We start from the raw sequence: 24519 nt of genomic DNA on the forward strand, positions 1-24519 counted from the left end.
GCTAGAGGGTCAGCTTGCCGAAGTAGCCGGTCAGCTCGAGGTAGCCGCGCGCTTCGTCGCTGCTGACCGCGCCTTCCCAGTAGACCGGGCCGCCGCCGGCCCGGCTGTCCAGTTCCTGGTCGTCGAACAGGGGCCTCAGCAGGATGGTCCGCGCTCCCCCCGGCAGCGGGGCGGTGATCGCCTGCTCGACCGGGTAAAGCGCCTGGGTGCGGGGCGAGCGCCAGTGGCGGCGGGCCTCGAACTTCAGTTCGCCGGGGCGGAAGACCGTCAGCCGGCCGTCAGGGCTGCGGTAGGAGCCGCCGGTCCACAGCGGCTTGCCGGCGGCGTCGCGGACCTGGAAGGCGGTCAGGGCCCCGCCGTCCTTGAGGTTGAGGCCGGCCCAGTCCCAGCCGACGGCGGCGGGGTTGAGCAGGGTCGAGGACCATTCGCGGTCCAGCCAGGCCTCGCCGGTGACCTTCACCCGCTTGCCGCCCCGCGTCACCGTGCCGGTCACCGCCATGTGGGGCAGGCTGTAGTAGTGGCTGGCCTCGGAGGGCTGGGGGCCCTTGCGGCTGAAACCGGCGTCGCCCTGCAGGATCGGCGGCTGGCCGGGGGTGAAGGTCAGGTCGAGGGCGAAGTCGCCGCCGCCGGCATGGGTGCGCCAGCGGTTGTCGAGGCCGCGGACCAGAGACCAGTCATCCAGGACGACGCGGCCGTCTGTCTGTGACGCCTCGGCCAGGCCAAAGCCGGCCCGGGCGACGCGCTGGCTGTGCAGGAGCTTGCCCAGCTTCGGGTCGGACAGGGCGGCGTGGGCGAACAGCACCTGTTTGGCGGCAAAGGCGCTGGGGTTGGCCTGATCGACGTCCGGGCGGGTGCGGAAGAAGGTGACCTGGAAACCGAGCGGGCCGTCCGGGGCGTCGAGCCAGCCGGTGACGTACCACCACTCGGTGCGGAACTGGGGATGGCTGCCGTGATCGCGCGGGAAGGCGATGGTCCCGGCCGGCGTCACCGGGGCGTAAACCGGGGCGACGCGGCCGGTATCGGCGGCGATCAGCAACAGGGCGGCAAGGGCGGCGATCAGGGGGCGCATCACCAGTCCTCCCGCACGGCCCGAACCGCGTCCATCGACAGGGCCCGGCGGCCGGCCAGCAGGGCGGCCCCGGCCGAGGCGGCGATGAGGGTGACGGTCACGATGGCGAACAGGCCCCAGGGCAGGCGGGTCTCCATGGTCCAGTGGAAGGACTGCGGATTGACCACATGGATCAGCACCTGGCTCATGATCAGGCCCAGGGTCAGGCCGGCGGCGACCCCGACCGTGCCGAGCAGGGCGCCCTCGATGGCCAGCATGGCGGTGATCTGGCGCTTGGCCACGCCGAGGTGGCGCAGCATCCCGAACTCCTTGGTCCGGGCCAGGGTCTGGGCCGAGACGGTGGCGGCGACGCCCGCCAGGCCGACCAGGATGGCGACGAACTCCAGCACATAGGTGATGGCGAAACTGCGGTCGAAGAGGCCAAGGGCGATGTCGCGGATCTGGCCAGGGCGCAGCATCTCCGTGCGGGCGGCGACGTCCGGCGGCAGGGCGGCGCGGACGGCGGCGGAGACCGCCTCGACCTTGGCTCCCGGCTTGATCTTGACGGAGGCTTCGCCACGCAGCGCATCGCCGGTCAGGCGGCTGTAGTCCTCGCTGGTCAGGACCACGGCGCCGTTCTGACGGGCGTAGTCGCGCCACAGCCCGGCGACGAACACTTTGGGTCGGCCCTTGAGCGGCAGTTCGAGGGTCTGGCCGACCTTCAGATGGTTGAGCCAGGCGGCCGGTTCGCTGACCCAGACCGGCGTCAGGCCAGGCGGGGCCGGGCGCGAGGGACCGATCAGCGGGACGCGGGCGGCGGGGTTGTCGCGGGTGATCGGCTGGGCGACCAGAGCGACCGGCGGGGCGTCGCTCGACAGACGCAGGGGCGTGGCGCGGGTGAAGTGGACGGCTGCGACGCCGGGGGCGGCGGCGACTTTTGCCTGTCCGGCGGCGTCGAGGCCGCCGACCTCCGAGGGGCCGGCGAAGCGGATGTAGAGATCATCGGGCAGCACCTGGCCCAGCCAGTCGTCGACCGAGCCCCGGAAGCTGGAGACCATCACCGCCATGGCGATCATCAGGCTGGTCGAGGCGACGATGCCGCAGAGGGCGACGGCGGCCTGGCTGGGCGCGCCCCACAGGCGGCGGACGGCCAGTTCGGCGACCGGGCTCGGCAGGGCGCGGGCCTCGAGCGGCGAGAGCAGCAGCCGGGCGACCCACGGCATGGCCGCGACGCCGCCGGCCAGCAGCAGGGCCATGGAGACGTAGCCCAGCAGGGGCAGGCCGTAGACGGCTGGACCGAAGGCGCAGGCGGCGCCCAGGGCCAGCAGTATGAGGGCGAGGCGGATGCCCGGCCTGGCCGAGGGATCGATGGCGTCGCCGACGTTCTTGAGGGCCACCGCCGGCTGGGCCCGGGCGGCCTCGCGGGCCGGGATCAGGCTGCCTACCAGGGCGCAGGCCAGGCCCAGGCCGAAGAAGACGCCGGCGGCGATAGGGGCGAAGATCAGCTTGGGCCGGGCGCCTTCGAAGAAGCCGCTGCCCAGATCGCCGCCGAGCAGGCGCAGGGCGGTGTCGGCCAGCAGCAGACCCAAGCCCAGACCCATGGCCGAACCAACCGCCCCGACGATGCCGCCCTCGGCCAGCACCTGGACCAGTAGGGCCCGCTGGTTGACGCCCAGCACCCGCAATAGGGCGAACTGGGCCCGGCGGCGGGCGACCGACAGCGACTGGGCGGAGAAGACCAGGAAGGCGCCGGTCAGCAGGGCCATCAGGGCCAGCATGTTGAGGTTGACGCGGTAGGCGCGGGAGAGGCTGTCGCTGCGCCGCTCCTGGCTTTCCTGGGTGACGATCTCGGCCTCGGGCGGCAGCAGCCGGGCCAGGGCGGCGCGGGTGGCGACCTGGTTGGCGGTGGGGACCAGTTTGAGGTCGACGCGCTGGAGCTTGCCGATCTGGCCGAAGCGCCACTGGGCGGCGGCGATGTCCATGACGACGATGCGACGCCCCTCGGCGACGGCGGGCAGCGGGCCGGCGATGGTCAGGGGCACGGTACGGCCGCCGGCGGCGATGGTGATGATGTCGCCGGGCTTCCGACCCTCCATCAGGGCCGGGGAGACGAAGGCGCTGTTCTCATCGAACACCGCCCCGGCCCCGCCGAAGCCGCCCTCCCCGCTTCCAGACGGTCTGCCCAGCAGGTTGGGGGTGACGGCGGCGGCGCGGAAAATATCGAGGCCGATGAGGGTCAGGCGCTGGTCCTCGCCGGGGACGACGCCCGTCAACTGGACGACCGGGCTGGCGATGGCGACGCCGGGGGTGCGGGCCAGCCTTGGGTAGAGGTTTTCGTCGAAGCCGGCCGGGGCGACCGACTGGACCTGCAGGTCGGCGTCGCCGTTGACCGTGCTGATCGCCCTGGAGAATTCGGTCAGGGCCGAGGCGTTGATCAGGTGGACGGCGAACCCCAGCGCCACGCCGATTGCAATCGCGAGGGCGGCGGTGACGACCCGCACAGGCTGGCTGCGCCATTCGCCGAGGATCAGCCAGCGCAGGGATGTCAGGCTGATCCTCACCCCTCCCCTCCGTCAGGCATGAGCGACCAAGCCGCTATGCGTCAGGGTCAGCCAGCGGTCGGCGGCGCCTCCGACCTTCTCCGAATGGGTGACGATCAGGAGGGCGGCGGCCGCCTCGCGGGCCTGGCCGGCCAAGAGGTCCATGATCCGGCCGGAGGTCTCCGGATCGAGGTTGCCGGTCGGCTCGTCGGCCAGGATCAGGGCCGGGCGATGGACCAGGGCGCGGGCGATAGCCACCCGCTGAAGTTCGCCGCCGGACAGCTGGCGGGGGTAGTCGCCACCCCTGCCCTGCAGCCCGACCGCGTCAAGCAGGTCCGTCGCCCGGGTCAGCGCCTCATCAGGATGGGCATGGGCCAGGACCAGCGGCAAGGCGACGTTGCGGGCCAGGGTCAGGTGCGGCAGCACATGGAAGGCCTGGAAGACAAAGCCGATGCGGTCGCGCCGCATCAGGGTGGCGCCGTCGTCATCGAGGTCCGACAGCGACTGGCCGCCGATGACGATCTCGCCCCGGTCGGCCCGGTCCAGGCCGGCGATCAGGTTGAGCAGGGTCGATTTGCCCACGCCGCTCTCGCCCATAACCGCGACGAACTCGCCAGGCGCCACGGCGAGGTCGAGGTCGGAGAAGAGGACCCGGCCGCCGGGCAGGGACTTGGTCAGGCCGTGGAGGGCCAGCATGGGGGCGGTCATGCGGCGACGGAGGGTGGGAAGTCAGTCATCGGGGGACAGTCTAGAGGCTGGTCCGGGAAGCGGAAGGTTTCACCCGGGGAATATTCTAGAGCCGTACGGCGCCGAACAGGCCGGCGTTGTAGTCGGCAATGGCCTTTTGAATCTCGGGTACGGTGTTCATGACGAAGGGACCGTGGGCCACGACCGGGGCGCCGATGGGGTCGGCGTGGCCGAACAGCAGACGGGCGTCGGGGGCGGCCTCGATCTCGAGGTGGTCGCCGGCGAGGTCGAGGGTGACCAGGGTCCAGCGCGGAATGTCGCGGCCGGCGATGCGGACGGCGCCGTCGACGACGTAGAGGAAGATGTTGCGACCGGAGAGGCCGTCGAAGTGAAGGCGGCCGCCGCCGTTCAGGTCGAGCGTCGACATGAAGACGCCGGTCAGGCTGTCGATGGGGCCGACCGTGTTACCGTACTGGCCGGAGATCAGGTGCAGGCGGGCGCGGCCGTCGTCGGCTTCGTGGACGGGGATGTCTACCGCCTGCAGGCCGATATAGCGCGGCGGCGTCATCTTCAGGGCCGGGGGCAGGTTGACCCAGAGCTGGAGGATTTCGAGCGGGCCGCCCTGTTGCTTGAAGGCCGCGGGCGAGATTTCGGCGTGAACCAGGCCGGAGCCGGCGGTCATCCACTGCACCCCGCCGGCGCGGATGACGCTCTCGTGGCCCCCGCTGTCGAGGTGGGCCATCTCGCCGGCCAGGATGAAGCTGACGGTCTCAAAGCCGCGGTGCGGGTGAGGGCCGAAGGGCAGGCCGCGATTGTTCGGCGGGTAGGTCTGGGGGCCGTGGTGATTGAGGAACAGGAAGGGGTCGACCTGGTCGAGGCCGGGGCCCGGCACCGGCCTGCGGGTGACGAGATCGGCAATGTCGTCGCGGTGGGCGGGGTGGAGGGCGAGGACGGTCTTGTGGGCCATGGGAAGACTACTTCGGTTGGCCCGCCAGGTTGCGCAAGCCCGCGGGTTGTTTTGGAGGACGCGGGGGGCCTACCCTAGGACAAACGGAGAAACGCCATGAAGTACCGCCAGCTTGGGTCGAGCGACCTGATGGTTTCGGAGATCTCGCTCGGCTCCTGGCTGACAGCCGGGGTCGGGGTCGAGAAGGACACCGCCATCGCCAACATCCGCCATGCGCTGGATCTGGGCATCACCTTCCATGACACCGCCAATGTCTACGGCCAGGGCGCCGCCGAGACGGTGACGGGTGAGGCGCTGGCCGGCGTTCCGCGCGACAGCTACATCCTGGCCACCAAGCTGTTCGGCGACATGGGCGGCGGCGACCAGGGGCTGTCGGCGGTGCAGGTGCACAAGCAGATCGACGCCTCGCTGAAGCGGCTGCGCACCGACTATGTCGATCTCTACCAGTGTCATCGATACGATCCGAACACGCCGCTGGAAGAGACCATGCAGGCCCTCAGCGAAGTGGTGAAGGCCGGCAAGGCGCGCTGGATCGGGTTTTCGGAATGGTCGCCCGACAATATCCGCGACGCCCTGGCCATACCCGGTGTTGAAAAATTCGTCTCCAGCCAGCCGCAGTACAGCCTGCTGTGGCGGCGGCCGGAGAAGGAGGTCATCCCGCTGTGCGCCGCCAACGGGATCAGCCAGATCGTCTGGTCGCCGCTGGCCCAGGGGGTGCTCACCGGAAAATACGACCCCGATTCTCCGCCGCCGGCCGATAGCCGGGCCGCAAGCGATTCCATGAGCGGCGCGATCAGCCGCTGGATGGAGAAGCCGGTGCTGCTGGCCGCTCAGGCGATGAAGCCGTTGGCCGCCGAGGCCGGGCTGACCCTGGCCCAGTTCGCGCTGGCCTGGGTGTTGCGCGAGCCGAACGTGGCGTCGTGCATCGTGGGGGCCAGCCGGCCCTCGCAGCTGGACGACAACGCCAAGGCCGTCGAGGCGAAGGTCGACCCGGCCCTGTTCGCGGAGGCGGAGAAGATCGCGGCCGCGGCGCGAGAGGCGGCCCGCTGATGCTGGCGAAGACGCCCAGGCCCGTGTGCGTGGAGTGCGGCCTGGCCTATGGGGCGCCGGGGTTTTCGCTGGACCATGACCGACTGGACCTGGGGCCGGCCTACTGGTCGGACCGGGGGCTGCTGTGCTCGCCAGGCTGCGCCCAGACGCATGCCCGCAAACGGCTGGCCGAGGGAACGTTTCCCAAGGGCCCGGTCGACTGCCCGGTGGACTGGTACGCCGTCTAGTCGAACCGCCGGAGCCAGCGGTCGAGCGCGGTCAGCCAGCGTTGCGGCTGGTCGTTCTGGATGGCGTGGGCGGCGCCGGGGATGACCTGGGCCTCGCCGCGCGGGATCTGCCCGGCGAAGCGGCGGGCAGTGGCCGGGAGAATGCTGTCGAACTGGCCGCTGAGGATCAGGGTCGGGGCGGTGATCCGGCGCAGCAGCGGCGCGCCGTCGTAGGTCTTGAGCTGGCCGTCGGAACGGAACTCGTTGGGGCCCCAGAGGGTCTGGTAGAGGCTTGGCGTGAAGCGCCGGGGCAGCCGGTCACGGTAGGCCTGGAGCCAGGCCGGGCGGCGCTCGATGGCGTTGAAGTGGTGGTAGAAGATGTCCGTCGCCGCCGCGCAGCCGGCCGCGTCGGCCGAAAGGCTGTCGCAGCGGGCCAGCTCTGCCTGGACATGCGGCGGCAGGGTGGCGCGCAGGCGGGCGGCGTCGGCCAGCCACACCGGCGTCGAGATCAGGGGGCCCTGGAGAATGAGGCTGGCCAGACCCGGCGGGCGGCGGGCGGCGTACTCGAGGCCCAGGGTTCCGCCCCAGCTGTGGCCGAGGAGGTGCAGGCGGCCCAGGCCGAGCGCCTGGCGGATCGGGTCGATCTCGCTGACGAAGCGGGGGACGGTCCAGTTGGCGGGGTCGCCGGGGGTGTCGGAGCGGCCGCAGTCGAGCTGGTCATAGAGGACGATGGCGCGGTCACCGGCCAGAGCGATGGCCGGCAGGTTGGAGGCATGCGAGCCACCCGGGCCGCCGTGCGCCATCAGCAGCGGCGGCCGGCGGGCGCCAAGGTCGCCGTTGACGCGGACGTAGATGCGGCCGCCGGGGACGGGGACCATCAGCTCGCGGTCCGGGGCCGGGGCGGCGGTGAGTGGGGTCGGGGCGGCTTGCGTCGCGGGCGCGAGGGAGAGGGCCGCGCCGCCGGTCAGCAGGCCAAGGGTGGCGCGGCGGGTTTGTTGTCCCGTCATTCACCCGTCCCCCAATATCCGCTCATCCCGACGAAAGTCGGGACCCAGCTGGCAAACCAGAAGACAGGCCGGCGCTGATCAGAGCCGAGCCCCATTCGCTGGTGAACACTGGGTCCCGACTTTCGTCGGGATGAGCGGAAGTTAGGTAGGATGGCCACTCAGCCTTCCGCCGATTGCTGCGCACGGCGGGTCAGGGCCGCCCAGGCTGACGCAATGTCCGGCGTCCATTCCTCGCCCAGCCCGTCGCGCACCGACTGGGCGAGGAGCGGGAAGAAGTCGGCGAAGACTTCGGGTTCGACACCGAGGCCCTCGTGGTTGATCCGTTCGATGGCCAGCAGGCGGGCGCCCCGGTCACCGCCCTCGGCGATGTCGAGCAGGGCGTCGAAGGCCTGGGCCAGCATCTCGCCACGGGCAGCCCCGGTACGGTCGCCGACGAACAGGGGCTCGGCGTCCGGGCGGGCGGCGAAGAGGCGGGCGTAGACCTGCGGCGTCGGATCGCCCTGGCGTTCGGCGAGCCGTTCGAGGGAGTGGCGGATCAGGTCGGCGGACATGGCCGTCACTGTGGCGTGGTTAGCGCTGGTTGGCGAGCCAGACGGGGTCCTCAGGCGGGGTCTGGCGGATCGATGCGGCGCCACAGGGCCTCCAGCACCGCGTAGAGGCCGAAGGCGGCGAGGCCCAGGCCGGTGACGAACAGGATGGTCGAGCCGAAAGGCTGGGACTCGATGGCCTGCAAGGCGCCGCCGAGGTTGCGGACTTCCGACGAGCGCGCCTCCCAACCGGCATGGACCAGGAAATAGCCGAGCGGCAGGAAGGCCAGGCCCCGCATGCCATAGCCGATGCGGCCCACCCAGCAGGCCCAGCGCTTGGTCCCGGCCTTGCAGCCGAGGCGCTTTCCGAAGTCGGTGCGGACGGCCTGGACGATGCCGGCGACGCCGACGCCGAGCACGAACAGTCCGACGACGAGGAGCAGCCAGGAGCCGAAGGGCAGGCTCATCAGATCGGCGGCGCCCTGTTGCGCGTTGCGGGCCTCGTCGGCCTCGCCGAAGTCTTCCAGTTCATCGAGCAGTTCGAGGATCGACCAGGCCAGGCCGCCGTAGACCAGGCCGCTGATCGCCTGGCCGGCGCGGCTGGCCAAGGCCTTGGGGTCCCTGCCCTGCCGGTCGGCGTCAAAGACCGACTGCAGGCCACGCCAGAGGGCGAAGCCGATGAGGCCGACCGCGATCAGCGCCGCCCAGACCTGGCCCAGCGGCCAGTCGGCCAGGACCGCAACCGCGCCTTTGGCCCCGGTTGGCGACCGGGCGAGCTCAATCGCCGAGGAAGCGGCGAGGCCGCCGATGCTCAGATAGACGAAGCCGCGCGCCGCATAGCCGGCCCGCGCCGCCCATTCGAGGGCGACCGCGGGTTTCGACGGCTTGTTGCGGGTCCATGGAAGCCGGCTCCAGAAGCCGGTTGCCATCAACCGCCGCTCGGCAGTTTCGGGGCCTGGATGTCGGGAGCCTTGATGTTGACGTCGACCTGTTTCTTCTGGGTCAGGCCGCCGCCGAAGATCAGGAAGGCGCCAATCACAACAACCAGCACCAGCAGGCCACCGACCACGAAGGCCAGGCCCGAGTTGCCGCCACCACTTTGTCCATCAGCCATCTCAAGGCTCCTCCAGCATGTCCCGAGTTGTCCAAGCGCGGGGGGCTGAGCTTGGTTCCGGCGCCTCATGACCCGCCAGGTAATCGACCCGCCTCCCTTGGGCCGCGAGGATTGCCGCAAGCCCCGAGGTGGGGCGCAAGCAAAGGAACGAGACGATGATGCAGCTTTCGACCCTGCTGCGGCGGACCCTGGGTTTCGACGCGGCGACCTGTGCGGCCATGGGCGTGGCCTTGACGGCGGGCGGCCTGCCGCTGGGCCAGATCTTCGGCCTGTCGCCGGCCCTTCTGATGTTCGCCGGGGTGATCCTGCTGGCCGTGGCGGCGGTGATGGCCTGGCTGGCCGCGCGGCTCAGCGCGCCGGCCCCGATGGTCTGGCTGGTGATCGGCGGCAACGCCGGCTGGGTGGCGGCGAGCCTGGCCCTGCTGGCCAGCGGCTGGGCGCCCCAGACCCTGGTCGGCGAGATCTTCGTCCTGACCCAGGCCCTGGGCGTGGTGGGGATCACCGCCCTGGAGGTGGTGGGCTACCGCAGGAGCCGGATGGCGGCGGCCTGACAAGCGAAAGGGCCCACCGATCGCTCGGCGGGCCCCTCGTTGCTCAAGCTGTCGGCCTGATCAGTTACCCGGCAGCTTGCAGGGGCCGAACGCCTTGGCCTGGACGCAGGACAGGACTTCGACAGGCTTGGTCGAGCCACGGGCGTAGCCGAGCACGTAGGAGCCGTTGCCGTCAGCGCAGTTGGCTTCGATGTAGACGGCCGTATCGCTGGCCTTGTCCATCGCCCGGGTCTCGCGGACCTGGCAGGTGCTGGTGTCACGCATGGACTTGATGTCCTTGGTGATCTGGGCGTAGCCGGGGTCCTTCTTGGTGAAGGAGCAGCGGTAGCCTTGAGCCTCGGCGATGGCGCAGGGGTAGACCACGCCACTGGCGGCGCCCTTGAACTCAACGACGGCGCCGTCGGGACGGTCGTTGCACTTCAGCTCGACGATCTCCTTGTTCGGCACGTTAAAGATGCCGTACTGGGCCACGTCGCAGGTGAAGCCGACCTTGCCGGCCAGGCGGGTGTAGAGGGCGTTCTGCTCGGTCTTGGCGGCGCGGGCGTCGGTCATGGTGCAGCCACCGCCGACGAAGTCGGCATCGGCGCAGGCAACGACCTTGCCGTTCTTGCCGTCGCTGAGCTGCTCCAGCATGTAGCCGTCCCCGGCCTGGCAGGAGACTTCGTACCAGGCGGCGCCGGCGGTGGTGCTGAGGACGTAGCGCTTGTCCTTGACGGCGCAGGTCTTGCCCGAGGCGGCGACCATGGTGTCGACCACGGCCAGCATCGAGGCCCGGTCGGTCAGCTGGCAGGCGCGGGTGTCGGCGGCATCGAAGCCGATGCAGCTGCCGACCTTCACATCGCCCGAGACGTTGGCCGGCGAAGCGGTTTCAACGACGTAGCCGACGCCCGGACCGCAGGCGACTTCGACGTAGGTCTTGGTCGGGCTGGCGCCGATGTAGCGGTAGCCGGTCGGAGTGCAGGCCTTGCCGGCCTTGGTCAGGTAGGGGACCAGCTGGGCCTGCAGGTTGCTGTTGCCGGCCAGGCGGCACTTCAGCGGGCTGTCGACCTTCTTGCCGCCGACTTCGGTCTGCTTTTCAGCGTCGAAGCAGGGGTAGAGGGTGGCGGTCGGCTTGGCCGGATCCTGGGCCACCAGGTAGCCGAAGCCCTGGTCGCAGGCGACTTCGAAGTAGTTGGTCTTGGTCTTGGTGTCGGTCAGCATGAAGCGGGCTTCAGTGACGTTGCAGGTCAGGCCCGCGCCCTTGGCCAGGGCCGGCGCTTCGGCCATGCCGCGGTCCCGGTCCTTCTGGGCGATCGCGCCCGGAACGGCGGCCGCTTCCTTTTCCTTCTTCTTGCCTTGGGCCACGGTCGCGCCGGACGTGGCGAGCATGGCGAGAATGACGGCGGCGGCGACGCCGAAACGGTTGCGACTCATGTCTACCCGAGCTCCTGGGGGGATAGGCTGTTGTTTTGGGGGTTTTAAACGCCCCCATCCTTGAGCGGTCAAGATGGCGCCCGCAACAGGCGCAATTGCGGCGCCGGGCTGAACGCGGGATGATGGCGGCGTTCATCGGAGAGACACTGTGCACGACGGCGTTGAAGACATCTCGACTGAGCTGCGCAGGCCCAAGCTCGACTACCCGTTCGAGACCGTGCCGACGCCGGGCGCCGGCGACGCGGTGGAGATCGCGCCGGGGGTCCTGTGGCTGCGCCAGCCGCTGGGCGGACCGCTGGGCTTCATCAACGTCTGGGCTCTGGCCGACGGCGAGGGCTGGTGCATCGTCGATACCGGCATGCAGACGCGCGAGACGGCGCAGGCCTGGCGCGAGGCCTTCAAGGGGGCGCTGGGCGGCAGGCCGATCACGCGCGTGATCGTCACCCATCTGCACCCCGACCACATCGGCCTGGCCGGCTGGATGACCCGCAAGTTCCAGTGCCGGCTTTGGATGACCAGGCTGGAGTACATCCAGTGCCGGATGCTGGTGGCCGATACGGGGCGCGAGGCGCCGGAGGATGGGCTGCGATTCTACAAGGCGGCCGGCTGGGACGAGGACGCCATCGACAACTACCGGGCCCGGTTCGGCGGGTTCGGCAAGGGCATCTACCAGCTGCCCGACAGCTATCGCCGGATGACCGACGGGGAGACGATCAGAATCGGTGAGCACGACTGGACCGTGATCACCGGCAACGGCCATTCGCCGGACCATGCCTGTCTGTGGTGCCCCGAGCTCAACCTGTTCATCAGCGGCGACCAGGTGCTGCCGCGCATCAGCAGCAATGTGTCGGTGTTTCCGACCGAGCCGGACGGCGACCCGCTGACCGACTGGCTGGAGAGCCTCGCCAAGCTGAAGGCATCCGTGCCGGCGGGCGTGCTGACCCTGCCAGCCCACAACGACCCCTTCTATGGCGTCCATGCGCGGCTGGACCATCTGGCCGCCGGGCACGAACGGCAGCTGGGCCGGCTGGAGAAGTCGATCTCCGAGGCGCCCAAGCGCAGCATCGACGTGTTTGGCAGCCTGTTCGCCCGGCCCATCGGCCCCGAGCTGATGGGCATGGCCACGGGCGAGAGCCTGGCCCATCTCAACTGCCTGATCGGACGTGGGCGGGCGACGGCGGAGACCGACGCCGAGGGTGTGACCTGGTACCGGGCGGCCTGAGGCGGGAGGAAAGCACGTATGGTTTCGGAGTCCGCAGAATGAGGTTTCAGCGAATGGGACGTCGAGGCGCGCTCGGTCTGTTCCTTGGCCTCAGCCTCCTGATGGGCCCGGCCCTGGCCGGACCGGCCGCTGATCCTGAGGCAACCGTGGTGGCCTTCCACGCGGCGCTGGACCAAGGTGACGGAAATGCTGCAGCGGCCTTGCTGGCCGAGGACGCGGTCGTCTTCGAGGAGGGCTACGTCGAGCAAAACAAGTCTGAGTATGTCGCCGGCCACCTGCCCGCCGACATGAAGTTCAGCGCCGCCGTCTCCGCCGCCACCACCAGCCGCAAGACGACCCGGGCCGGGGACATGGCCATGGTGCTTACCGAAAGCACCCTGCGAGGGGAGTATGCGGGCAAGGCCGTGGACCGAATATCGATCGAGACCATGGTGCTGCGGCGAGACCGATCCGGCTGGCGGATCATCCACATCCACTGGTCGGGTCGCGCGGCGTCAAAGCCCGCAGGCGGATGACAGGAGGGGAATTCATGCCGGCTCGTCGATCGGTTCTCACCGGGCTTGTCGCCCTGGCCTCCGCAGGGTGCGCCCAGGCGGCCCCGCCGCGGGCGCTGGTCGTCTACAAGACCGCGACCTGCCCCTGCTGCGGGGGGTGGGTAGAGGCCATGACCAGCGCGGGGTTCAAACCCAGAGTGGTGGTCGTCGAAGACCTGACTCCGCTCTGGCAGGCGCGGGGTGTGGCCGATGAACTGTCGTCCTGCCACGTGGCGACGATCGGCGACTATTTCACCATCGGCCACGTGCCGCCCGTCGATGTCGAACGGCTGCTGAAGGAAGCTCCCAAGGCGATCGGGCTCAGCGTGCCTGGTATGCCGTTCGGAACGCCGGGGATGGAACATCCCGACGGGTTGACCGAACCGTTCGAGACGCTGCTGTTGCTCGAAGGCGGTGGGACCCGTGTTTTCGCCAGGCACGGGTAGCGGCTGGGCGAGCTCCGTTCAGCTCGCGTCCAGCGCCTCGATGAAGGCGCCCATGTTCTTGATATACTCGCCGGTCGAGACGCCCATCACCGGGAAATCGGTGATGTAGGGCGAGGTATCGGAGGCGTCACCAACGCGGGTCAGGCGGAATTCGCCGGGGGCGACTTCCTTCGGGCCAGGGCCGATGTAGGGGTTGCTGACCGCCTTCAGGGGCGTGGGCCAGTAGCCGCGCTCGTTCAGGGTCCCGATGAGCTTCTGCACCGCCGCCGGCGAGACGTCGCGGGTGCGTTTGGCGTCGCTGGTCATGTCCGAGACGGCGACGTCGGCCAGGGTGAAGTATTTCGGCAGCGGGGCGGATCCCGACTTCGACAGCAGGGGCGAGCCCTTGGCGGCCTCGGCCGGCGACATGGCTGAGAGGCGGGCGTGTTCCTTGCGCAAGCCCGCGACATCGACCGACCGGAAGCTGCTGTAGTGGACCACGGTGTCGGTCGGGTTGCCGTCGGCGTAGTAGGCGCCGTTGACGACGTTGGAGCCCCGGCGATGGACGTAGAGGGGCTTGTTGGTCCCCGGCTGGACGAAGGTCGGGAACTCGCGGCCGTCGCGGCGCAGGGGCACGGGCAGGCGCACCGACTCCAGCCAGTCGAGAGCCTCGGGAATGCGGGTGAGGTATTTGGCATCGCCGGTCAGGCGGTAGAAGCTGAACAGCGCCTCGATGTTGCTGGCCGTAGTGTGGGTGGCGAAGGCCTCCGGCTCGTAGGTTCGTGCGGCGGCGGGTTTCAAGGTGTCGGGATGGTGCTGCAGGCCCCAGGCGGCCTGGGGGGCCGGCTGCTGGCAGGCCAGGAAGCAGTCCATGGCCTTGTGGATGGCGGGCAGCAGGCGTTTCTCGCCCAGCGTCTGGTAGCAAAAGATCAGGAACTTGATGTTCTCACCGGCGACGTCGTCGTTGAAGGTCAGGTAACCGGTGTAGTCGGCGTGGCCGTGGAGACCGCCATCAGCAACCGCCGGCCAGCGCTGGGGCCAGCCGCCGCTGGCGTGCTGGCTGTCGAGGACGAAGGCGATGGCCCGCTCCAGGGGCGCGCGGTACTTGCGCTCGCGCTTTTCGAGGTAGAGGCGCAGGAGCAACTGGGAGGCCTCGGCGGTGCCGGCGTCGTCAAAGGTGGCGTTGCCGTAGTAGCGCTGGAATTCCTCCATCCGCCAGGCGTTGGCCCCGAAGGTTTCGTACCAGCGCTTGAGGCTGTCCTCGCCGGCGGTGTCGATGACGTAGTTCCAGCCGCCGGACGGGTGCTGGCCGCGGACCAGGGCGTCGGCGGCCGACTTGGCGGCCTCGTAGTACCAGGCGTCGCCAGTGGCGTGCAGGGCGTCCAGGAACAGGTGGCCCATGGTCGCCGTGCCGGGCGGCTGGACCCAGATCATGGTCGGCGCCGCCTCGAGCTCGCCCCAGCGGCGGGAGAAGTCCGGCAGGGCCGACCAGACATAGCCGCCGCCGACGGAGGCCTCGTCGGTCATGAACTTCGAGGCCCGTTTCATGGTGGCGAGGATGGCGTCGCGGTCAGGGGCCGAGGCGGGCTCGGCAGCCCGCAGGGAGAGCGGGACGGCGGCGAGGGCGGCGCCGGTGATCAGGACGGCGCGGCGAGACAGCGGCATGAATGTTTCCCCCGGATTTTCGCCAGTTCTAGCATTATGACACCGGTGTCTCAAAGGCCGACTTTATTTCGTATACGAACTTGATATTTCGTACGCGAAGCATATAACCGCCGCATGTCCACCCCGCCCAACCGTCGGATGATGTTCCTGCTCAGCGCCGCCCACCGGCGGGTGCAGCGCTGGATCGAGGCGGAGACGGCCGGGATGGGCGGGCTCACGTCTGCGCAGTCGGGGGTGCTGTTCCTGCTCGGGCGGCAGGACGGGGCGGCGATCGGCGAGGTGGCCGAGGCGCTGGATACCGCGCCCAGCGCCATGAGCGGGCTGATCGACCGCATGGAGCGGGCCGGGCTGGTCGAGCGGCAGGCCGATCCGACCGACGGGCGCGGGCAACGGATTTACATGACCGACCAGGGCCGGGCGGCGCGCGAGGCAGCCAAGACGGGCCTGGAAGAGATCAATCGCAAGATCACCGAGGGGTTCAGCGAGGCGGAGATCGATGTCGTCTCCCGCTGGCTGACCTCGCTTCAACAACGGTTTCCAGAGAGGAAGAACAAATGACCGATCATGTGCTGAGCAAGGTTGAGGACGGGATCCTGACCCTGACCTTCAACCGGCCCGACAAGAAGAACGCCATCACCGACGCCATGTACAAGGTGCTGGCCGACGGGCTGGATCAGGCCGAGACCGATCCGGCCATCCGCTGCGTGCTGTTCAACTCCTCCAGTGAGGCGTTCACGGCCGGCAACGACCTGATGGACTTCGCGGCCCAGAACGCTTCGGGCGACACCAGCCGGGACGCGGGCGCGCGGCCGGCCGGGGAGCGCAATGTCACGCGGTTCCTGAAAGGTCTGGCGCGGGCCGAGAAGCCGCTGGTCGCCGCCGTGCGCGGGCTGGGCGTCGGGGTCGGGACGACGATGCTGCTGCATTGTGACCTGGTGTTCGTGTCGCCCGAGGCGAAGCTGACGACGCCGTTCGTGGGCTTGGCGCTGGTGCCGGAGGCGGCGTCGAGCCTGCTGCTGCCGCAGCGGATCGGCCATGGGCGAGCCTATGCCATGTTCGCGCTCGGCGAAGCGCTTGGCGGCGAGGAGGCCGAGCGGATCGGGGTGGCCTATCGCTGCCTGCCGGCCGATCAGGTCGAGGCGGCGGCGAAGGCGGCGGCGGTGGCCCTGACCAAGCGGCCGATCGGGGCGTTGAAGGTGACCAAGCGGCTGATGCGCGACGCGGCGAAGATCGCCGAGCTGATGGATGTCGAGGGCCGTTACTTCGGCGAGCGCCTGCAGTCGGCCGAGGCGGCGGAGGCCCTGGCGGCCTTCTTCGAGAAGCGACCGGCGGATTTCAGCAAGGTGGGCTGACAGGGCGCGGCGGTCGGGCCAGAGTGGCGGCAAAACAAGGAAACGCCATGACCGACCGCATCACCTCGCCCTTCCAGCGATACTCCACCGCACGGGAGGTGGCCGCCGGGCATGACCTCTCCGGCCAGACCATCATCGTCACCGGCGCCGCAACCGGCATCGGGGTGGAGACGGTGCGGGCGCTGGCCGAGCGGGGGGCCGATGTGGTCATCGCCGCCCGCAAGCCGGACCTGGCGGCGGCGGCCATCGCCGACATCGAACAGACGGCGCCCGGCAAGGTCAGCTTCGAGATGCTGGACCTGTCGGATTTCGCCTCGATCCGGGCTTTCGGGGCGCGGTGGGGGACGCGGCCGCTGAACATCCTGATCAACAATGCCGCCGTCATGGCCTGTCCGCTCGACCACACCAAGGACGGGCTGGAGATGCAGATCGGCACCAACCACTTCGGCCACTTCCTGCTGAGCGTCCTGTTGGCGCCGGCCCTGGTGGCCGGGGCCAAGGCCTCGGGCAAGACCTCGCGGCTGGTGTCGCTGTCGTCGATCGGCCATGTGCGCAGCGACATCCGCTGGGACGACCCCCACTTCCGCCAGGGCGACTATGAGAAGTGGGCCGGCTACGGCCAGGCCAAGACGGCCAATGCGTTGTTCGCGGTCGGCTTCAACAGTCGCTTCAAGGACCAGGGCGTGACCGCCAACGCCGTCATGCCGGGCGGCATCCTGACCCCGCTGCAGCGCCACCTGCCGATCGAGGAGCAGCGGGCCATGGGCTGGCTGGACGAGAACGACAAGGCGGTGACCGGCTTCAAGACCACCGAGCAGGGCGCCAGCACCAGCGTCTGGGCGGCGGTGGGGCCGGAACTTGAGGGCGTCGGCGGCCTCTATCTGGAAGACTGCGCCCAGGCCGTGCCCTGGTCGAAAGAGAACCCGCGGGCCGGAGTCATGCCGCATGCGCTGAACCCCGAGAGCGCCGAGCGGCTCTGGGCGATGAGCGTCGAGACGACGGGAGCCGGCGCATGAGCCTCGCCGGAAAGACCCTCTTCATCACCGGGGCCAGCCGGGGCATCGGCCTGGCCATCGCCCTGAAGGCGGCAAAGGACGGGGCCAACATCGCCATCGCCGCCAAGACGGCCGAACCGCACAAGCACCTGCCCGGGACCATCTACACGGCCGCCGAGGAGATCGAGGCGGCGGGCGGCAAGGCCCTGCCGCTGATCGTCGACGTACGGGACGAGGCGTCGGTCTATGAGGGGGTCGAGAAGTGCGTGGCGGCCTTCGGGGGCATCGACATCTGCGTCAACAACGCCTCGGCTATCCAGCTGACCGGGACCGAACAGACCGAGATGAAGCGGTTCGACCTGATGAACCAGGTCAATGCGCGGGGCACCTTCCTGACCAGCAAGGCCTGCATCCCGCACCTGAAGAAGGCGGCCAATCCGCATGTGCTGGCCCTGTCCCCTCCCCTGGATCTGGCGCCACACTGGTTCGGCCGGCATGTCGCCTATTCGATGGCCAAGTACGGGATGAGCCTGTGCATGCTGGGGATGAGCGACGAGTACCGGGGACAGATCGCCTTCAACGGCCTGTGGCCGCGCACGGGCATTGCGACGGCGGCTATCCAGTTCGCCCTGGCCGGCGATGACGGCATGCGGATGTGCAGGACCCCGGAGATCATGGCCGACGCGGCCTATGCCATCTTCAACAAGCAGGCGGCCGAGTTCACCGGCAACTTCCTGATCGACGATACCTTCCTCTACGGCGAGGGCGTGCGCGACTTCGAGCCCTACCGGGTCGATCCCAGCCGGCCGCTCATGCCCGACTTCTTCGTGCCCGAAAACATGCCGCCGCCGCCGGGGGTGAAGATCGGCTGACGCCCAAATCGGGCAAAGGTCTTGATCAACCGTCCAATTCAGCGGACGGTGTTTGCCTGAAACGATCCGTGGGGGATTTGATGCGACTTGCTGTTCTTCTGGCCGCCGCCGCCATGCTGACGCTGCCGATGGCCGCGCAGGCTCAGGTCAATACCATCACCGCCAGTCCCAAGGCCAAGGTCGAGCAGAAGTCGAAGCGCTCCGACGGGACCATCTGCAAGAGCCGCACGGTGCTGGGCAGCCGGCTGCCGACCCGCAAGGTCTGCCGCACGCCCGATCAATGGGCGGCCGAGGAAAAGCACGCCAAGGAAGAGCTGGAGAAAATTCAGCACAACGGCGCCATGCGCAATTGCGTCATCGGCCCCAACGGGGTCTGCATCCAGTCATGATCAAACTTGAGGGGACCACCTTGAAACGACTCATCGCCGGGGCCTGCGCCCTCGCCCTGCTCGCGCCGACCGCCGCCCTGGCCCAGGTCAACACCATCGCGCCGAAAGCCGGCACCGTCGGCTCGGACGGCCGCAAGGTGAAGGACAAGGACGGCCGGCTCTGCAAGGTGCTGGTCGTCACCGGCAGCCGCATGCCGACGAAGAAGGTCTGCAAGACCGCCGAGGAATGGGACCGCCAGTCGGACGAGGCCAAGCGTGAGCTGGAACTGCAGATCCGCCTCAACAGCACCATCAACCGCATCCCGAACACCGGTGGCGGCCGCTAGATAAGGAGAAGAACGATGCTGGTTCGCACCCTGATCATTTCGGCGGCGATGGCCGCCCTGGCCATGCCGGCCCTGGCCGGGCCGGGCGCCCTGCGTGACGCCGAGCCTGCCGCCACCACGGTCACCCCGGTGGCGGTGGGCGGCGACAAGAAGAGTCATGACGACGACAAGTCGCGGGTGGTCTGCAAGCGGATGAACCCGTCCGGTTCGCGCACGCCCGGCAAGAAGATCTGCCGGACGGCGGGCGAGTGGGCCGCCGATGAGCGCAACGCCAAGGAAAACCTCGACGACGTCACCCGGCGCAGCCTGCAGAGCCAGCCGAGGATGTAGGCGTCCAGCCTTTGCGACCTTGACGGGCGGGCTCCTCGGGCCCGCCCGTTTTCGTTTCTAGCTGGCGCGCTCGAACACGGCCGCGATGCCCTGACCGCCGCCGATGCACATGGTCTCGAGGCCGTAGCGCACCTCGCGGCGTTGCATTTCGTGCAGCAGGTTGGCGAGAATGCGCCCGCCCGTGGCGCCGATGGGGTGGCCCAGGCTGATGCCGCCGCCGTTGACGTTGAGCTTGTCGCAGTCGTCCCAGTTCCAGCCCTTCAGAACGGCCAGCACCTGCGGGGCGAAGGCTTCGTTCAGTTCGACCAGATCGATGTCGTTCCAGCCCAGGCCATTGCGCTTGAACAGCCGCTCGACGGCTGGGACCGGACCGATGCCCATGCGCGAGGGCTCGCAGCCGGCGGCGGCCCAGCTGTGGAACCAGCCGATGGGTTCGAGGCCCAGCTCCTCCAGCTTGTCTTCGGCGACCACCAGGCAGGCGGCGCCGGCGTCGTTCTGCTGGCTGGCGTTGCCGGCGGTGACGACGCCGTCCTTCTCGATGGCGCGCAGCTTGCCCAGCGTCTCCATGGTGGCGTCGGCGCGGTAGCCTTCGTCATGGGCGAAGACGACGGGGTCGCCCTTGCGCTGCTTGACGCTGACCGGGACCAGCTCGTCGGCGAAACGGTTCTCGGCCCAGGCCTTGGCGGCGCGCTGGTGGCTCATGACCGCGTACTCGTCGGCCTCCTCGCGGCTGATCTGGTAGTCGCGCGCCAGGTTGTCGGCGGTCTCGATCATGCCGCTGATGACGCCGAAACGCTCGATCGGCTGGCTCATCACCCGGCCGCGGGCGAGGCGATCGTGCATCGTGACGCTGCCGGCGCGGGCGCCGTTGCGCATGTCGGTCGAGTAGTATTCGACGTTGCTCATGCTCTCGCAGCCGCCGGCGATGACCACGTCGGCCGCCCCGGTCTGGATGCGCATGGCCGCGTCAATCACCGCCTGGAGCCCTGAGCCGCAGCGGCGGTCCATGGAGACGCCGGGGATGCCGATCGGCAGGCCCGCCTGCAGCAGCGACCAGCGGGCGATGCAGGGCGCCTCGCCGTTGGGATAGCCGTGGGCGAAGGTCACGTCGTCGATCCGCTCGGGATCGATCTTCGTGCGCTCGACCAGTTCCTTGATGATGACGCCGCCGATCTCGCCGGCGGTCATGGAGGCGAGCGCCCCCTGGAACTTGCCGACGGCGGTGCGGAGGGGGCTGACGATGGCGGCGCGGCGCATGGCGGCTCCTAGATCGGGTCGTAGGGGAAGACCGACGCCGAGGCGCCGGCGTCGAAGAAGCTGTTCTTCATGGCCGGCAGGGCGACGTCGAGCAGCGAGCGGGGGGTCCAGCCCTCGAGGTTGGCCATGTTGCGGATCGGCCGGGGCTGGTCGAACAGGATGACCTCGTTGCCGCGCACGGCGAAGATCTGGCCCGAAACGTCCTTGGCTTCCGGAGAAGCGAGCGCGACCGCCAGCTGGGCGACCTGGTCGGCGCGCATGGCGTTCTTCATCCGGCCGACGCGTTCAGCCGAGGCTTCGTCCTTGACCGGGATGGTGGCGATCATCCGGGTCCAGGCGAAGGGGGCGATGATGTTGGAGCGGACGTTCTTCAGCGCCCCTTCCATCGCGAGAATCCGCGAGAGGCCCATGACGCCCAGCTTGGCGGCGGCATAGTTGGCCTGGCCGATGTTGCCGATCAGGCCGGACGTCGAGGTGAAGTGGACGTACGACCCCTCCTGCTGGTCGCGGAACAGTTCGACGGCGGCGCGGGAGACGTTGTAGGCGCCGCGCAGGTGGACCTCGATGACGCGGTCCCAGTCCTCATCGTCCATCTTGTGGAACATCTTGTCGCGCAGGATGCCGGCCGGATTGATGATGGCGTGCAGACCGCCGAACTCGTCCCTGGCCTGCTCGACCATGCCTTTGACGGCAGCCATGCTGGTGACGCTGTCGGAGTTGGCGACGGCCTCGCCGCCGGCCGCCTTGATCTCGTTGGCGGTCTGCTGCGCGGGGCCGGCGTCGCCCTCGTCGCCGCCGCCGACGCTGCCGCCCAGGTCATTGACGACCACCTTGGCGCCCTCGCGGGCGGCCAGAAGCGCGCACTCCTTGCCGATGCCGCCGGCGGCGCCGGTGACGATCACGACCTTGCCCGACAGAACGCCCATGGAAGCTCTCCCTCAAACGATTGTTGGGTAGCGGTTTAAGGGTCCTACGCAGGGTCAGGCAAGAGCGGTCAGACCAGCCGGTCGGCCTTGCGCAGCTGCGGGAACATCCAGGCCCAGAGGCCGGTGACGGCCAGGGCCCCGACGCCGCCGAAGACGGCGGCGCCGACCGGGCCGAGGAAGCGGGCGACGAGGCCGGTCTCGAATTCGCCCAGCTCGTTGGAGGCGCCGATAAACAGCGAAGAGACGGTGGCGACCCGGCCACGCATCTGGTCGGGCGTCGCCAGCTGGATCAAGGTCTGGCGGACATAGACGCTGACCATGTCCGCCCCGCCGAGGACGGCCAGGGCGATGACCGACAGCCAGAGAGATTTCGACAGGCCAAAGACAATGGTGAAGGCGCCGAACAGGGCCACCGCGATGAACATGATGGGGCCGGCGCGGCGATGGATCGGGTTGGCCGCCAGGTAGACCGCGACGAGGGCCGCGCCGATGGCCGGCGAGGCCCGCAGCAGGCCGAAGGCAAAGGCCTGCTGATCCGGCGTGAGGACCAGCACGTCGCGAGCGAACACCGGCAGCAGCGCGACGGCGCCGCCGAGGATGACCGCGGCCAGGTCCAGCGAGATGGCCCCGAAGACGATCTTGTTGTTCCAGACGTAGGCCAGGCCTTCCTTCATCAGGGCCCAGCGGGAGCCGGGCTGAAGCTGGGGCTGGGCGTTGCCCCGGATCATCAGCATGCAGAAGCCGGCGATGACGTAGAGCGCCAGGGCGGCGGTGTAGGGCGCGCTGAGTGAGACGGCGATCAGGAAGCCGCCCAGCGCCGGGCCGATGATCGAACCAGTCTGCCAGGCCAGGGAGTTCCAGGCGATGGCGCGAGGCAGCAGTGCGCGGGGGACCAGCATCGGCCCAAGCGCGGTGTTGGCCGGCGAGAAGTAGGCGCGGGCGGCGCCGAAGACGATCGCGGCGCCCAGCAGGATGGGGATCGTCTCCTGACGCCAGAAGGCGGCGGCGGCCAGGGCCGCGGCGACGACAATCTCGACGGCGTAGCAGAGCAGCACGATGCGGCGACGGTTGTGACGGTCGGCGGTCTCGCCGGCCGGCAGGGCGAGCAGCAGCACCGGCAAGAAGGAAACCAGGCCGATCAGGCTGACCATCAGGGCCGACTGCTTCACGTCCATGGTGCGGCGGGCGATGTCGTAGACGTGCCAGCCCAGGGCCACGCTCTGGATCTGGACACCGAGCACGGCGGTCCAGCGCGAGAACCAGAAGAAGACGTAGTCGCGCTCGCGCAGCAGGGCGCGGACGGAGGTGTCCTCGGGGGCGGGGTCAGCGGGCGTGTCTGGGGAGTCGCTCATGGGCGGCGACAACTTGGCCTGTGGGCCGCCGCGCCGCAACGCCGTTGACGGTGGAACGTTGGGGCCCTATTGGCCCCGCCGTGATGAAGGCTCTGCGACGAACCACCTTCCGCGTCCGACCCGGGCGCCGTTGACCGCTCCCTGGCGAGGCCAGGCGAGCTCCCGTTCCCGTTGCTGATCGCCTCAAGGCCCATGACCGACATCACCTACCGTCCCGAAGCGCCCGCCGATGCGCACCTGATCCTCGAACTGACAGACCGGGCGTTCGGGCCCGGGCGCTATGCCAAGGCGGCCGAGCGGCTGCGCGAGGGCAATGGGGTGCTGCGCGACCTGTCGATCAGCGCTTGGCGGGGGAAGGCCCTGCTGGGCTCGGTGAGGATGTGGCCGGTGCGGGTCGGGGATGGGGTCTGCGTCTTCCTGGGGCCGATCGCCGTCGAGGCCGATGAGCGCAAGCACGGCATCGGGGCGCGGCTGGTGGAGATGGCCTGCGAAGCGGCGCGCGAAGCCGGCTGGTCGAGTGTGTTTCTGGTCGGGGATGCGCCCTACTTCGGCCGGCTGGGCTTTGTCCCGGCGCCGGGCGTGCGGATGCCGGGGCCGGTGGATCAGCGCCGGGTGCTGTGGAAGCCGCTCAGCGACGACGCCATTGCGCCCGAGGGTCTGGCGCGGGTGTAGGAAGACAAACGTGTCAGGCGGCCTGCCTCAGGCCGGCGTGGACCTCCGCCGCGATCTCGAAGGATTTCAATCGCGCGGCATGGTCGAAGATCTGGCCGGTGACGATGACCTCGTCGGCCTGGGTGCGGGCGATGAAGGCTTCCAGTCCCGACCGCACCACGTCGCGGTCGCCGACAGCGGCGCAGCTCAAGGCATTGGCCAGCATACCCGCCGCCTGCGGGTCCAATCGTTCGCCATAGCCTTCGACCGGCGGCGGCAGCTGGCCGGGGTTGCCGGTGCGCAGGTTGACGAAGGCCTGCTGCAGGGAGGTGAACAGGAGCTTCGCTTCCTCCGTCGTGTCGGCGGCGAAGATGTTGAAGCCGGCCATGACGTAGGGCTTGTCGAGGAACTCCGAGGGACGGAACTGGCGGCGGTAGAGTTCGAGGGCGAAGTCGAGTTCGCCGGGAGCGAAGTGGCTGGCGAAGGCGTAGGGCAGGCCGAGCGCCGCGGCGAGCTGGGCGCCGTATGTGCTGGAGCCGAGTATCCAGACCGGGACATTGGTGCCGTAGCCGGGCACGGCGCGGACCCGGGCGTCGGGGTTGTCGGGTCCGAGGTACTGGATGATCTCCAGCACATCGCGCGGGAACTGGTCGATGTTGCCCGACAGGTTCCGGCGCAGGGCCTGGGCGGTCAGCTGATCGGTCCCGGGGGCGCGGCCGATGCCCAGATCGATGCGGCCCGGGTAGAGCGAGGCAAGCGTGCCGAACTGCTCGGCGATGACCAGCGGGGCGTGGTTGGGCAGCATGACGCCGCCGGCCCCGATGCGGATGGTTTTCGTCTGGCCCGCGACATGACCCATGACCACACTGGTCGCGGCGCTGGCGATGCCCTTCATGTTGTGGTGCTCGGCCAGCCAGAAGCGTTCGTAGCCGAGCCGCTCGGCGGTCTGGGCCAGGGAGACGCTGTTGGCGAAGGCCTGGGCCGCGTCGCTGCCCTGGGTGATCGGCGCGAGGTCGAGGACGGAAAGCTTGGTCATGCTCGGAATATAGGCGCGAGGGGGCGGGCCGCACCCCTCGCTCTCAAGGAAGCGGGTTCAGAAATGCTGCAGCCATCG

The 24519-nt window shown here is 69.4% G+C and carries 28 protein-coding genes; 14 read left to right on the forward strand and 14 right to left on the reverse strand.

What is annotated here, in order from left to right:
* Position 1: 1 nt before the first annotated feature.
* The 4 genes from AC2YG9_RS09350 to AC2YG9_RS09365 form a co-directional block, all read right to left on the reverse strand.
* Positions 2 to 1069 carry a lipocalin-like domain-containing protein gene (locus AC2YG9_RS09350; RefSeq protein ID WP_487297690.1) on the reverse strand — a complete coding sequence of 356 codons (1068 nt, stop codon included), beginning with the start codon at positions 1067 to 1069 and terminating at the stop codon, positions 2 to 4.
* Positions 1069 to 3609: an FtsX-like permease family protein gene (locus AC2YG9_RS09355; RefSeq protein WP_487297691.1), complete on the reverse strand. Its 2541-nt coding sequence runs from the start codon at positions 3607 to 3609 to the stop codon at positions 1069 to 1071. The genes AC2YG9_RS09350 and AC2YG9_RS09355 overlap by 1 nt, the downstream gene beginning before the upstream one ends.
* Positions 3610 to 3621: 12 nt before the next feature.
* Positions 3622 to 4284: an ABC transporter ATP-binding protein gene (locus tag AC2YG9_RS09360; RefSeq protein WP_487297692.1), complete on the reverse strand. Its 663-nt coding sequence runs from the start codon at positions 4282 to 4284 to the stop codon at positions 3622 to 3624.
* A gap of 97 nt (positions 4285 to 4381) precedes the next feature.
* Entirely contained in the window at positions 4382 to 5242 is an 861-nt protein-coding gene (locus AC2YG9_RS09365) for a pirin family protein (RefSeq protein ID WP_487297693.1), read from the reverse strand.
* A 96-nt stretch (positions 5243 to 5338) separates the two neighbouring features.
* Between AC2YG9_RS09365 and AC2YG9_RS09370 the strand changes: the two genes are divergently transcribed.
* Both AC2YG9_RS09370 and AC2YG9_RS09375 read left to right on the forward strand, forming a co-directional pair.
* Positions 5339 to 6292, forward strand: coding sequence for an aldo/keto reductase family protein (locus tag AC2YG9_RS09370; protein WP_487297694.1), 954 nt, complete (start codon positions 5339 to 5341; stop codon positions 6290 to 6292).
* A complete protein-coding gene (locus AC2YG9_RS09375; RefSeq protein WP_487297695.1) occupies positions 6292 to 6519 on the forward strand; it encodes a hypothetical protein in 228 nt (75 codons plus the stop codon). Before AC2YG9_RS09370 ends, AC2YG9_RS09375 begins: the two co-directional genes overlap by 1 nt.
* Here the strand turns inward: AC2YG9_RS09375 and AC2YG9_RS09380 are convergent.
* The 4 genes from AC2YG9_RS09380 to AC2YG9_RS09395 all read right to left on the reverse strand — a co-directional run bounded on the left by AC2YG9_RS09380 (position 6516) and on the right by AC2YG9_RS09395 (position 9146).
* Positions 6516 to 7505 (reverse strand): proline iminopeptidase-family hydrolase, encoded by a 990-nt coding sequence (locus AC2YG9_RS09380; protein ID WP_487297696.1) that lies wholly within the window; start codon positions 7503 to 7505, stop codon positions 6516 to 6518. The genes AC2YG9_RS09375 and AC2YG9_RS09380 overlap by 4 nt on opposite strands.
* Before the next feature lie 158 nt (positions 7506 to 7663).
* Positions 7664 to 8056, reverse strand: a complete 393-nt coding sequence (locus AC2YG9_RS09385; RefSeq protein ID WP_487297697.1) for a globin domain-containing protein — start codon at positions 8054 to 8056, stop codon at positions 7664 to 7666.
* Positions 8057 to 8106: 50 nt separating this feature from the next.
* Positions 8107 to 8961, reverse strand: a complete 855-nt coding sequence (locus tag AC2YG9_RS09390; RefSeq protein WP_487297698.1) for a DUF1206 domain-containing protein — start codon at positions 8959 to 8961, stop codon at positions 8107 to 8109.
* Complete coding sequence (locus AC2YG9_RS09395; RefSeq protein ID WP_487297699.1) at positions 8961 to 9146, reverse strand: hypothetical protein; 186 nt, start codon at positions 9144 to 9146, stop codon at positions 8961 to 8963. Before AC2YG9_RS09395 ends, AC2YG9_RS09390 begins: the two co-directional genes overlap by 1 nt.
* 155 nt (positions 9147 to 9301) lie before the next feature.
* On the opposite strand from AC2YG9_RS09395, the gene AC2YG9_RS09400 reads away from it, so the two are divergent.
* Positions 9302 to 9697 carry a hypothetical protein gene (locus AC2YG9_RS09400; protein ID WP_487297700.1) on the forward strand — a complete coding sequence of 132 codons (396 nt, stop codon included), beginning with the start codon at positions 9302 to 9304 and terminating at the stop codon, positions 9695 to 9697.
* Between the two features lie 60 nt (positions 9698 to 9757).
* On the opposite strand, the gene AC2YG9_RS09405 is transcribed toward AC2YG9_RS09400, so the two are convergent.
* Positions 9758 to 11110: a hypothetical protein gene (locus AC2YG9_RS09405; RefSeq protein WP_487297701.1), complete on the reverse strand. Its 1353-nt coding sequence runs from the start codon at positions 11108 to 11110 to the stop codon at positions 9758 to 9760.
* A 148-nt stretch (positions 11111 to 11258) separates the two neighbouring features.
* On the opposite strand from AC2YG9_RS09405, the gene AC2YG9_RS09410 reads away from it, so the two are divergent.
* Genes AC2YG9_RS09410 through AC2YG9_RS09420 form a run of 3 tightly spaced genes read left to right on the forward strand, consistent with a single transcriptional unit; the run spans position 11259 to position 13311 of the window.
* Positions 11259 to 12332: an MBL fold metallo-hydrolase gene (locus AC2YG9_RS09410; protein ID WP_487297702.1), complete on the forward strand. Its 1074-nt coding sequence runs from the start codon at positions 11259 to 11261 to the stop codon at positions 12330 to 12332.
* A gap of 53 nt (positions 12333 to 12385) precedes the next feature.
* Positions 12386 to 12847, forward strand: a complete 462-nt coding sequence (locus AC2YG9_RS09415; RefSeq protein ID WP_487297703.1) for a YybH family protein — start codon at positions 12386 to 12388, stop codon at positions 12845 to 12847.
* Between the two features lie 14 nt (positions 12848 to 12861).
* Positions 12862 to 13311 (forward strand): DUF411 domain-containing protein, encoded by a 450-nt coding sequence (locus AC2YG9_RS09420; RefSeq protein WP_487297704.1) that lies wholly within the window; start codon positions 12862 to 12864, stop codon positions 13309 to 13311.
* A gap of 18 nt (positions 13312 to 13329) precedes the next feature.
* Here AC2YG9_RS09420 and AC2YG9_RS09425 read toward each other — a convergent pair whose 3' ends face one another.
* Complete coding sequence (locus AC2YG9_RS09425; protein WP_487297705.1) at positions 13330 to 14955, reverse strand: pectate lyase; 1626 nt, start codon at positions 14953 to 14955, stop codon at positions 13330 to 13332.
* A gap of 114 nt (positions 14956 to 15069) precedes the next feature.
* Here AC2YG9_RS09425 and AC2YG9_RS09430 point away from each other — a divergent pair, with 114 nt between their 5' ends.
* The 7 genes from AC2YG9_RS09430 to AC2YG9_RS09460 all read left to right on the forward strand — a co-directional run bounded on the left by AC2YG9_RS09430 (position 15070) and on the right by AC2YG9_RS09460 (position 19219).
* The gene (locus tag AC2YG9_RS09430) at positions 15070 to 15513 is read left to right on the forward strand and encodes a MarR family winged helix-turn-helix transcriptional regulator (RefSeq protein WP_487297706.1); all 444 of its coding nucleotides are present in this window, start codon (positions 15070 to 15072) and stop codon (positions 15511 to 15513) included.
* Complete coding sequence (locus AC2YG9_RS09435) at positions 15510 to 16307, forward strand: enoyl-CoA hydratase-related protein (protein WP_487297707.1); 798 nt, start codon at positions 15510 to 15512, stop codon at positions 16305 to 16307. The genes AC2YG9_RS09430 and AC2YG9_RS09435 overlap by 4 nt, the downstream gene beginning before the upstream one ends.
* Positions 16308 to 16354: 47 nt before the next feature.
* Entirely contained in the window at positions 16355 to 17323 is a 969-nt protein-coding gene (locus AC2YG9_RS09440) for an SDR family NAD(P)-dependent oxidoreductase (protein ID WP_487297708.1), read from the forward strand.
* Positions 17320 to 18174: an SDR family oxidoreductase gene (locus AC2YG9_RS09445; RefSeq protein WP_487297709.1), complete on the forward strand. Its 855-nt coding sequence runs from the start codon at positions 17320 to 17322 to the stop codon at positions 18172 to 18174. The genes AC2YG9_RS09440 and AC2YG9_RS09445 overlap by 4 nt, the downstream gene beginning before the upstream one ends.
* Before the next feature lie 80 nt (positions 18175 to 18254).
* Positions 18255 to 18563 (forward strand): hypothetical protein, encoded by a 309-nt coding sequence (locus AC2YG9_RS09450; RefSeq protein ID WP_487297710.1) that lies wholly within the window; start codon positions 18255 to 18257, stop codon positions 18561 to 18563.
* 20 nt (positions 18564 to 18583) lie between these two features.
* On the forward strand, positions 18584 to 18889 hold the full coding sequence (locus AC2YG9_RS09455) for a hypothetical protein (RefSeq protein ID WP_487297711.1): 306 nt from the start codon (positions 18584 to 18586) through the stop codon (positions 18887 to 18889).
* Between the two features lie 15 nt (positions 18890 to 18904).
* Entirely contained in the window at positions 18905 to 19219 is a 315-nt protein-coding gene (locus AC2YG9_RS09460) for a hypothetical protein (RefSeq protein ID WP_487297712.1), read from the forward strand.
* Positions 19220 to 19276: 57 nt separating this feature from the next.
* On the opposite strand, the gene AC2YG9_RS09465 is transcribed toward AC2YG9_RS09460, so the two are convergent.
* The 3 genes from AC2YG9_RS09465 to AC2YG9_RS09475 all read right to left on the reverse strand — a co-directional run bounded on the left by AC2YG9_RS09465 (position 19277) and on the right by AC2YG9_RS09475 (position 22754).
* Complete coding sequence (locus AC2YG9_RS09465; protein ID WP_487297713.1) at positions 19277 to 20476, reverse strand: acetyl-CoA C-acetyltransferase; 1200 nt, start codon at positions 20474 to 20476, stop codon at positions 19277 to 19279.
* Positions 20477 to 20484: 8 nt separating this feature from the next.
* Positions 20485 to 21402 (reverse strand): SDR family NAD(P)-dependent oxidoreductase, encoded by a 918-nt coding sequence (locus AC2YG9_RS09470; RefSeq protein ID WP_487297714.1) that lies wholly within the window; start codon positions 21400 to 21402, stop codon positions 20485 to 20487.
* A 68-nt stretch (positions 21403 to 21470) separates the two neighbouring features.
* Positions 21471 to 22754, reverse strand: a complete 1284-nt coding sequence (locus AC2YG9_RS09475) for an MFS transporter (RefSeq protein WP_487297715.1) — start codon at positions 22752 to 22754, stop codon at positions 21471 to 21473.
* Positions 22755 to 22946: 192 nt separating this feature from the next.
* On the opposite strand from AC2YG9_RS09475, the gene AC2YG9_RS09480 reads away from it, so the two are divergent.
* Positions 22947 to 23426, forward strand: coding sequence for a GNAT family N-acetyltransferase (locus tag AC2YG9_RS09480; protein WP_487297716.1), 480 nt, complete (start codon positions 22947 to 22949; stop codon positions 23424 to 23426).
* Positions 23427 to 23439: 13 nt separating this feature from the next.
* Here the strand turns inward: AC2YG9_RS09480 and AC2YG9_RS09485 are convergent, their stop codons facing one another.
* Positions 23440 to 24441, reverse strand: coding sequence for an LLM class flavin-dependent oxidoreductase (locus AC2YG9_RS09485; RefSeq protein WP_487297717.1), 1002 nt, complete (start codon positions 24439 to 24441; stop codon positions 23440 to 23442).
* Positions 24442 to 24519: the final 78 nt, after the last annotated feature.

Source organism: Caulobacter sp. SRI_014 (assembly GCF_057586315.1).

Bases quoted from the DNA above. Each gene is read 5' to 3' on its own strand.
- AC2YG9_RS09350 (WP_487297690.1), bottom strand. From the start codon at position 1,069: ATGCGCCCCCTGATCGCCGCCCTTGCCGCCCTGTTGCTGATCGCCGCC.
- AC2YG9_RS09360 (WP_487297692.1), bottom strand. From the start codon at position 4,284: ATGCTGGCCCTCCACGGCCTGACCAAGTCCCTGCCCGGCGGCCGGGTC.
- AC2YG9_RS09365 (WP_487297693.1), bottom strand. From the start codon at position 5,242: ATGGCCCACAAGACCGTCCTCGCCCTCCACCCCGCCCACCGCGACGAC.
- AC2YG9_RS09370 (WP_487297694.1), top strand. From the start codon at position 5,339: ATGAAGTACCGCCAGCTTGGGTCGAGCGACCTGATGGTTTCGGAGATC.
- AC2YG9_RS09375 (WP_487297695.1), top strand. From the start codon at position 6,292: ATGCTGGCGAAGACGCCCAGGCCCGTGTGCGTGGAGTGCGGCCTGGCC.
- AC2YG9_RS09380 (WP_487297696.1), bottom strand. From the start codon at position 7,505: ATGACGGGACAACAAACCCGCCGCGCCACCCTTGGCCTGCTGACCGGC.
- AC2YG9_RS09385 (WP_487297697.1), bottom strand. From the start codon at position 8,056: ATGTCCGCCGACCTGATCCGCCACTCCCTCGAACGGCTCGCCGAACGC.
- AC2YG9_RS09390 (WP_487297698.1), bottom strand. From the start codon at position 8,961: ATGGCAACCGGCTTCTGGAGCCGGCTTCCATGGACCCGCAACAAGCCG.
- AC2YG9_RS09395 (WP_487297699.1), bottom strand. From the start codon at position 9,146: ATGGCTGATGGACAAAGTGGTGGCGGCAACTCGGGCCTGGCCTTCGTG.
- AC2YG9_RS09400 (WP_487297700.1), top strand. From the start codon at position 9,302: ATGATGCAGCTTTCGACCCTGCTGCGGCGGACCCTGGGTTTCGACGCG.
- AC2YG9_RS09405 (WP_487297701.1), bottom strand. From the start codon at position 11,110: ATGAGTCGCAACCGTTTCGGCGTCGCCGCCGCCGTCATTCTCGCCATG.
- AC2YG9_RS09415 (WP_487297703.1), top strand. From the start codon at position 12,386: ATGGGACGTCGAGGCGCGCTCGGTCTGTTCCTTGGCCTCAGCCTCCTG.
- AC2YG9_RS09420 (WP_487297704.1), top strand. From the start codon at position 12,862: ATGCCGGCTCGTCGATCGGTTCTCACCGGGCTTGTCGCCCTGGCCTCC.
- AC2YG9_RS09425 (WP_487297705.1), bottom strand. From the start codon at position 14,955: ATGCCGCTGTCTCGCCGCGCCGTCCTGATCACCGGCGCCGCCCTCGCC.
- AC2YG9_RS09430 (WP_487297706.1), top strand. From the start codon at position 15,070: ATGTCCACCCCGCCCAACCGTCGGATGATGTTCCTGCTCAGCGCCGCC.
- AC2YG9_RS09435 (WP_487297707.1), top strand. From the start codon at position 15,510: ATGACCGATCATGTGCTGAGCAAGGTTGAGGACGGGATCCTGACCCTG.
- AC2YG9_RS09440 (WP_487297708.1), top strand. From the start codon at position 16,355: ATGACCGACCGCATCACCTCGCCCTTCCAGCGATACTCCACCGCACGG.
- AC2YG9_RS09445 (WP_487297709.1), top strand. From the start codon at position 17,320: ATGAGCCTCGCCGGAAAGACCCTCTTCATCACCGGGGCCAGCCGGGGC.
- AC2YG9_RS09450 (WP_487297710.1), top strand. From the start codon at position 18,255: ATGCGACTTGCTGTTCTTCTGGCCGCCGCCGCCATGCTGACGCTGCCG.
- AC2YG9_RS09460 (WP_487297712.1), top strand. From the start codon at position 18,905: ATGCTGGTTCGCACCCTGATCATTTCGGCGGCGATGGCCGCCCTGGCC.
- AC2YG9_RS09465 (WP_487297713.1), bottom strand. From the start codon at position 20,476: ATGCGCCGCGCCGCCATCGTCAGCCCCCTCCGCACCGCCGTCGGCAAG.
- AC2YG9_RS09470 (WP_487297714.1), bottom strand. From the start codon at position 21,402: ATGGGCGTTCTGTCGGGCAAGGTCGTGATCGTCACCGGCGCCGCCGGC.
- AC2YG9_RS09475 (WP_487297715.1), bottom strand. From the start codon at position 22,754: ATGAGCGACTCCCCAGACACGCCCGCTGACCCCGCCCCCGAGGACACC.
- AC2YG9_RS09480 (WP_487297716.1), top strand. From the start codon at position 22,947: ATGACCGACATCACCTACCGTCCCGAAGCGCCCGCCGATGCGCACCTG.
- AC2YG9_RS09485 (WP_487297717.1), bottom strand. From the start codon at position 24,441: ATGACCAAGCTTTCCGTCCTCGACCTCGCGCCGATCACCCAGGGCAGC.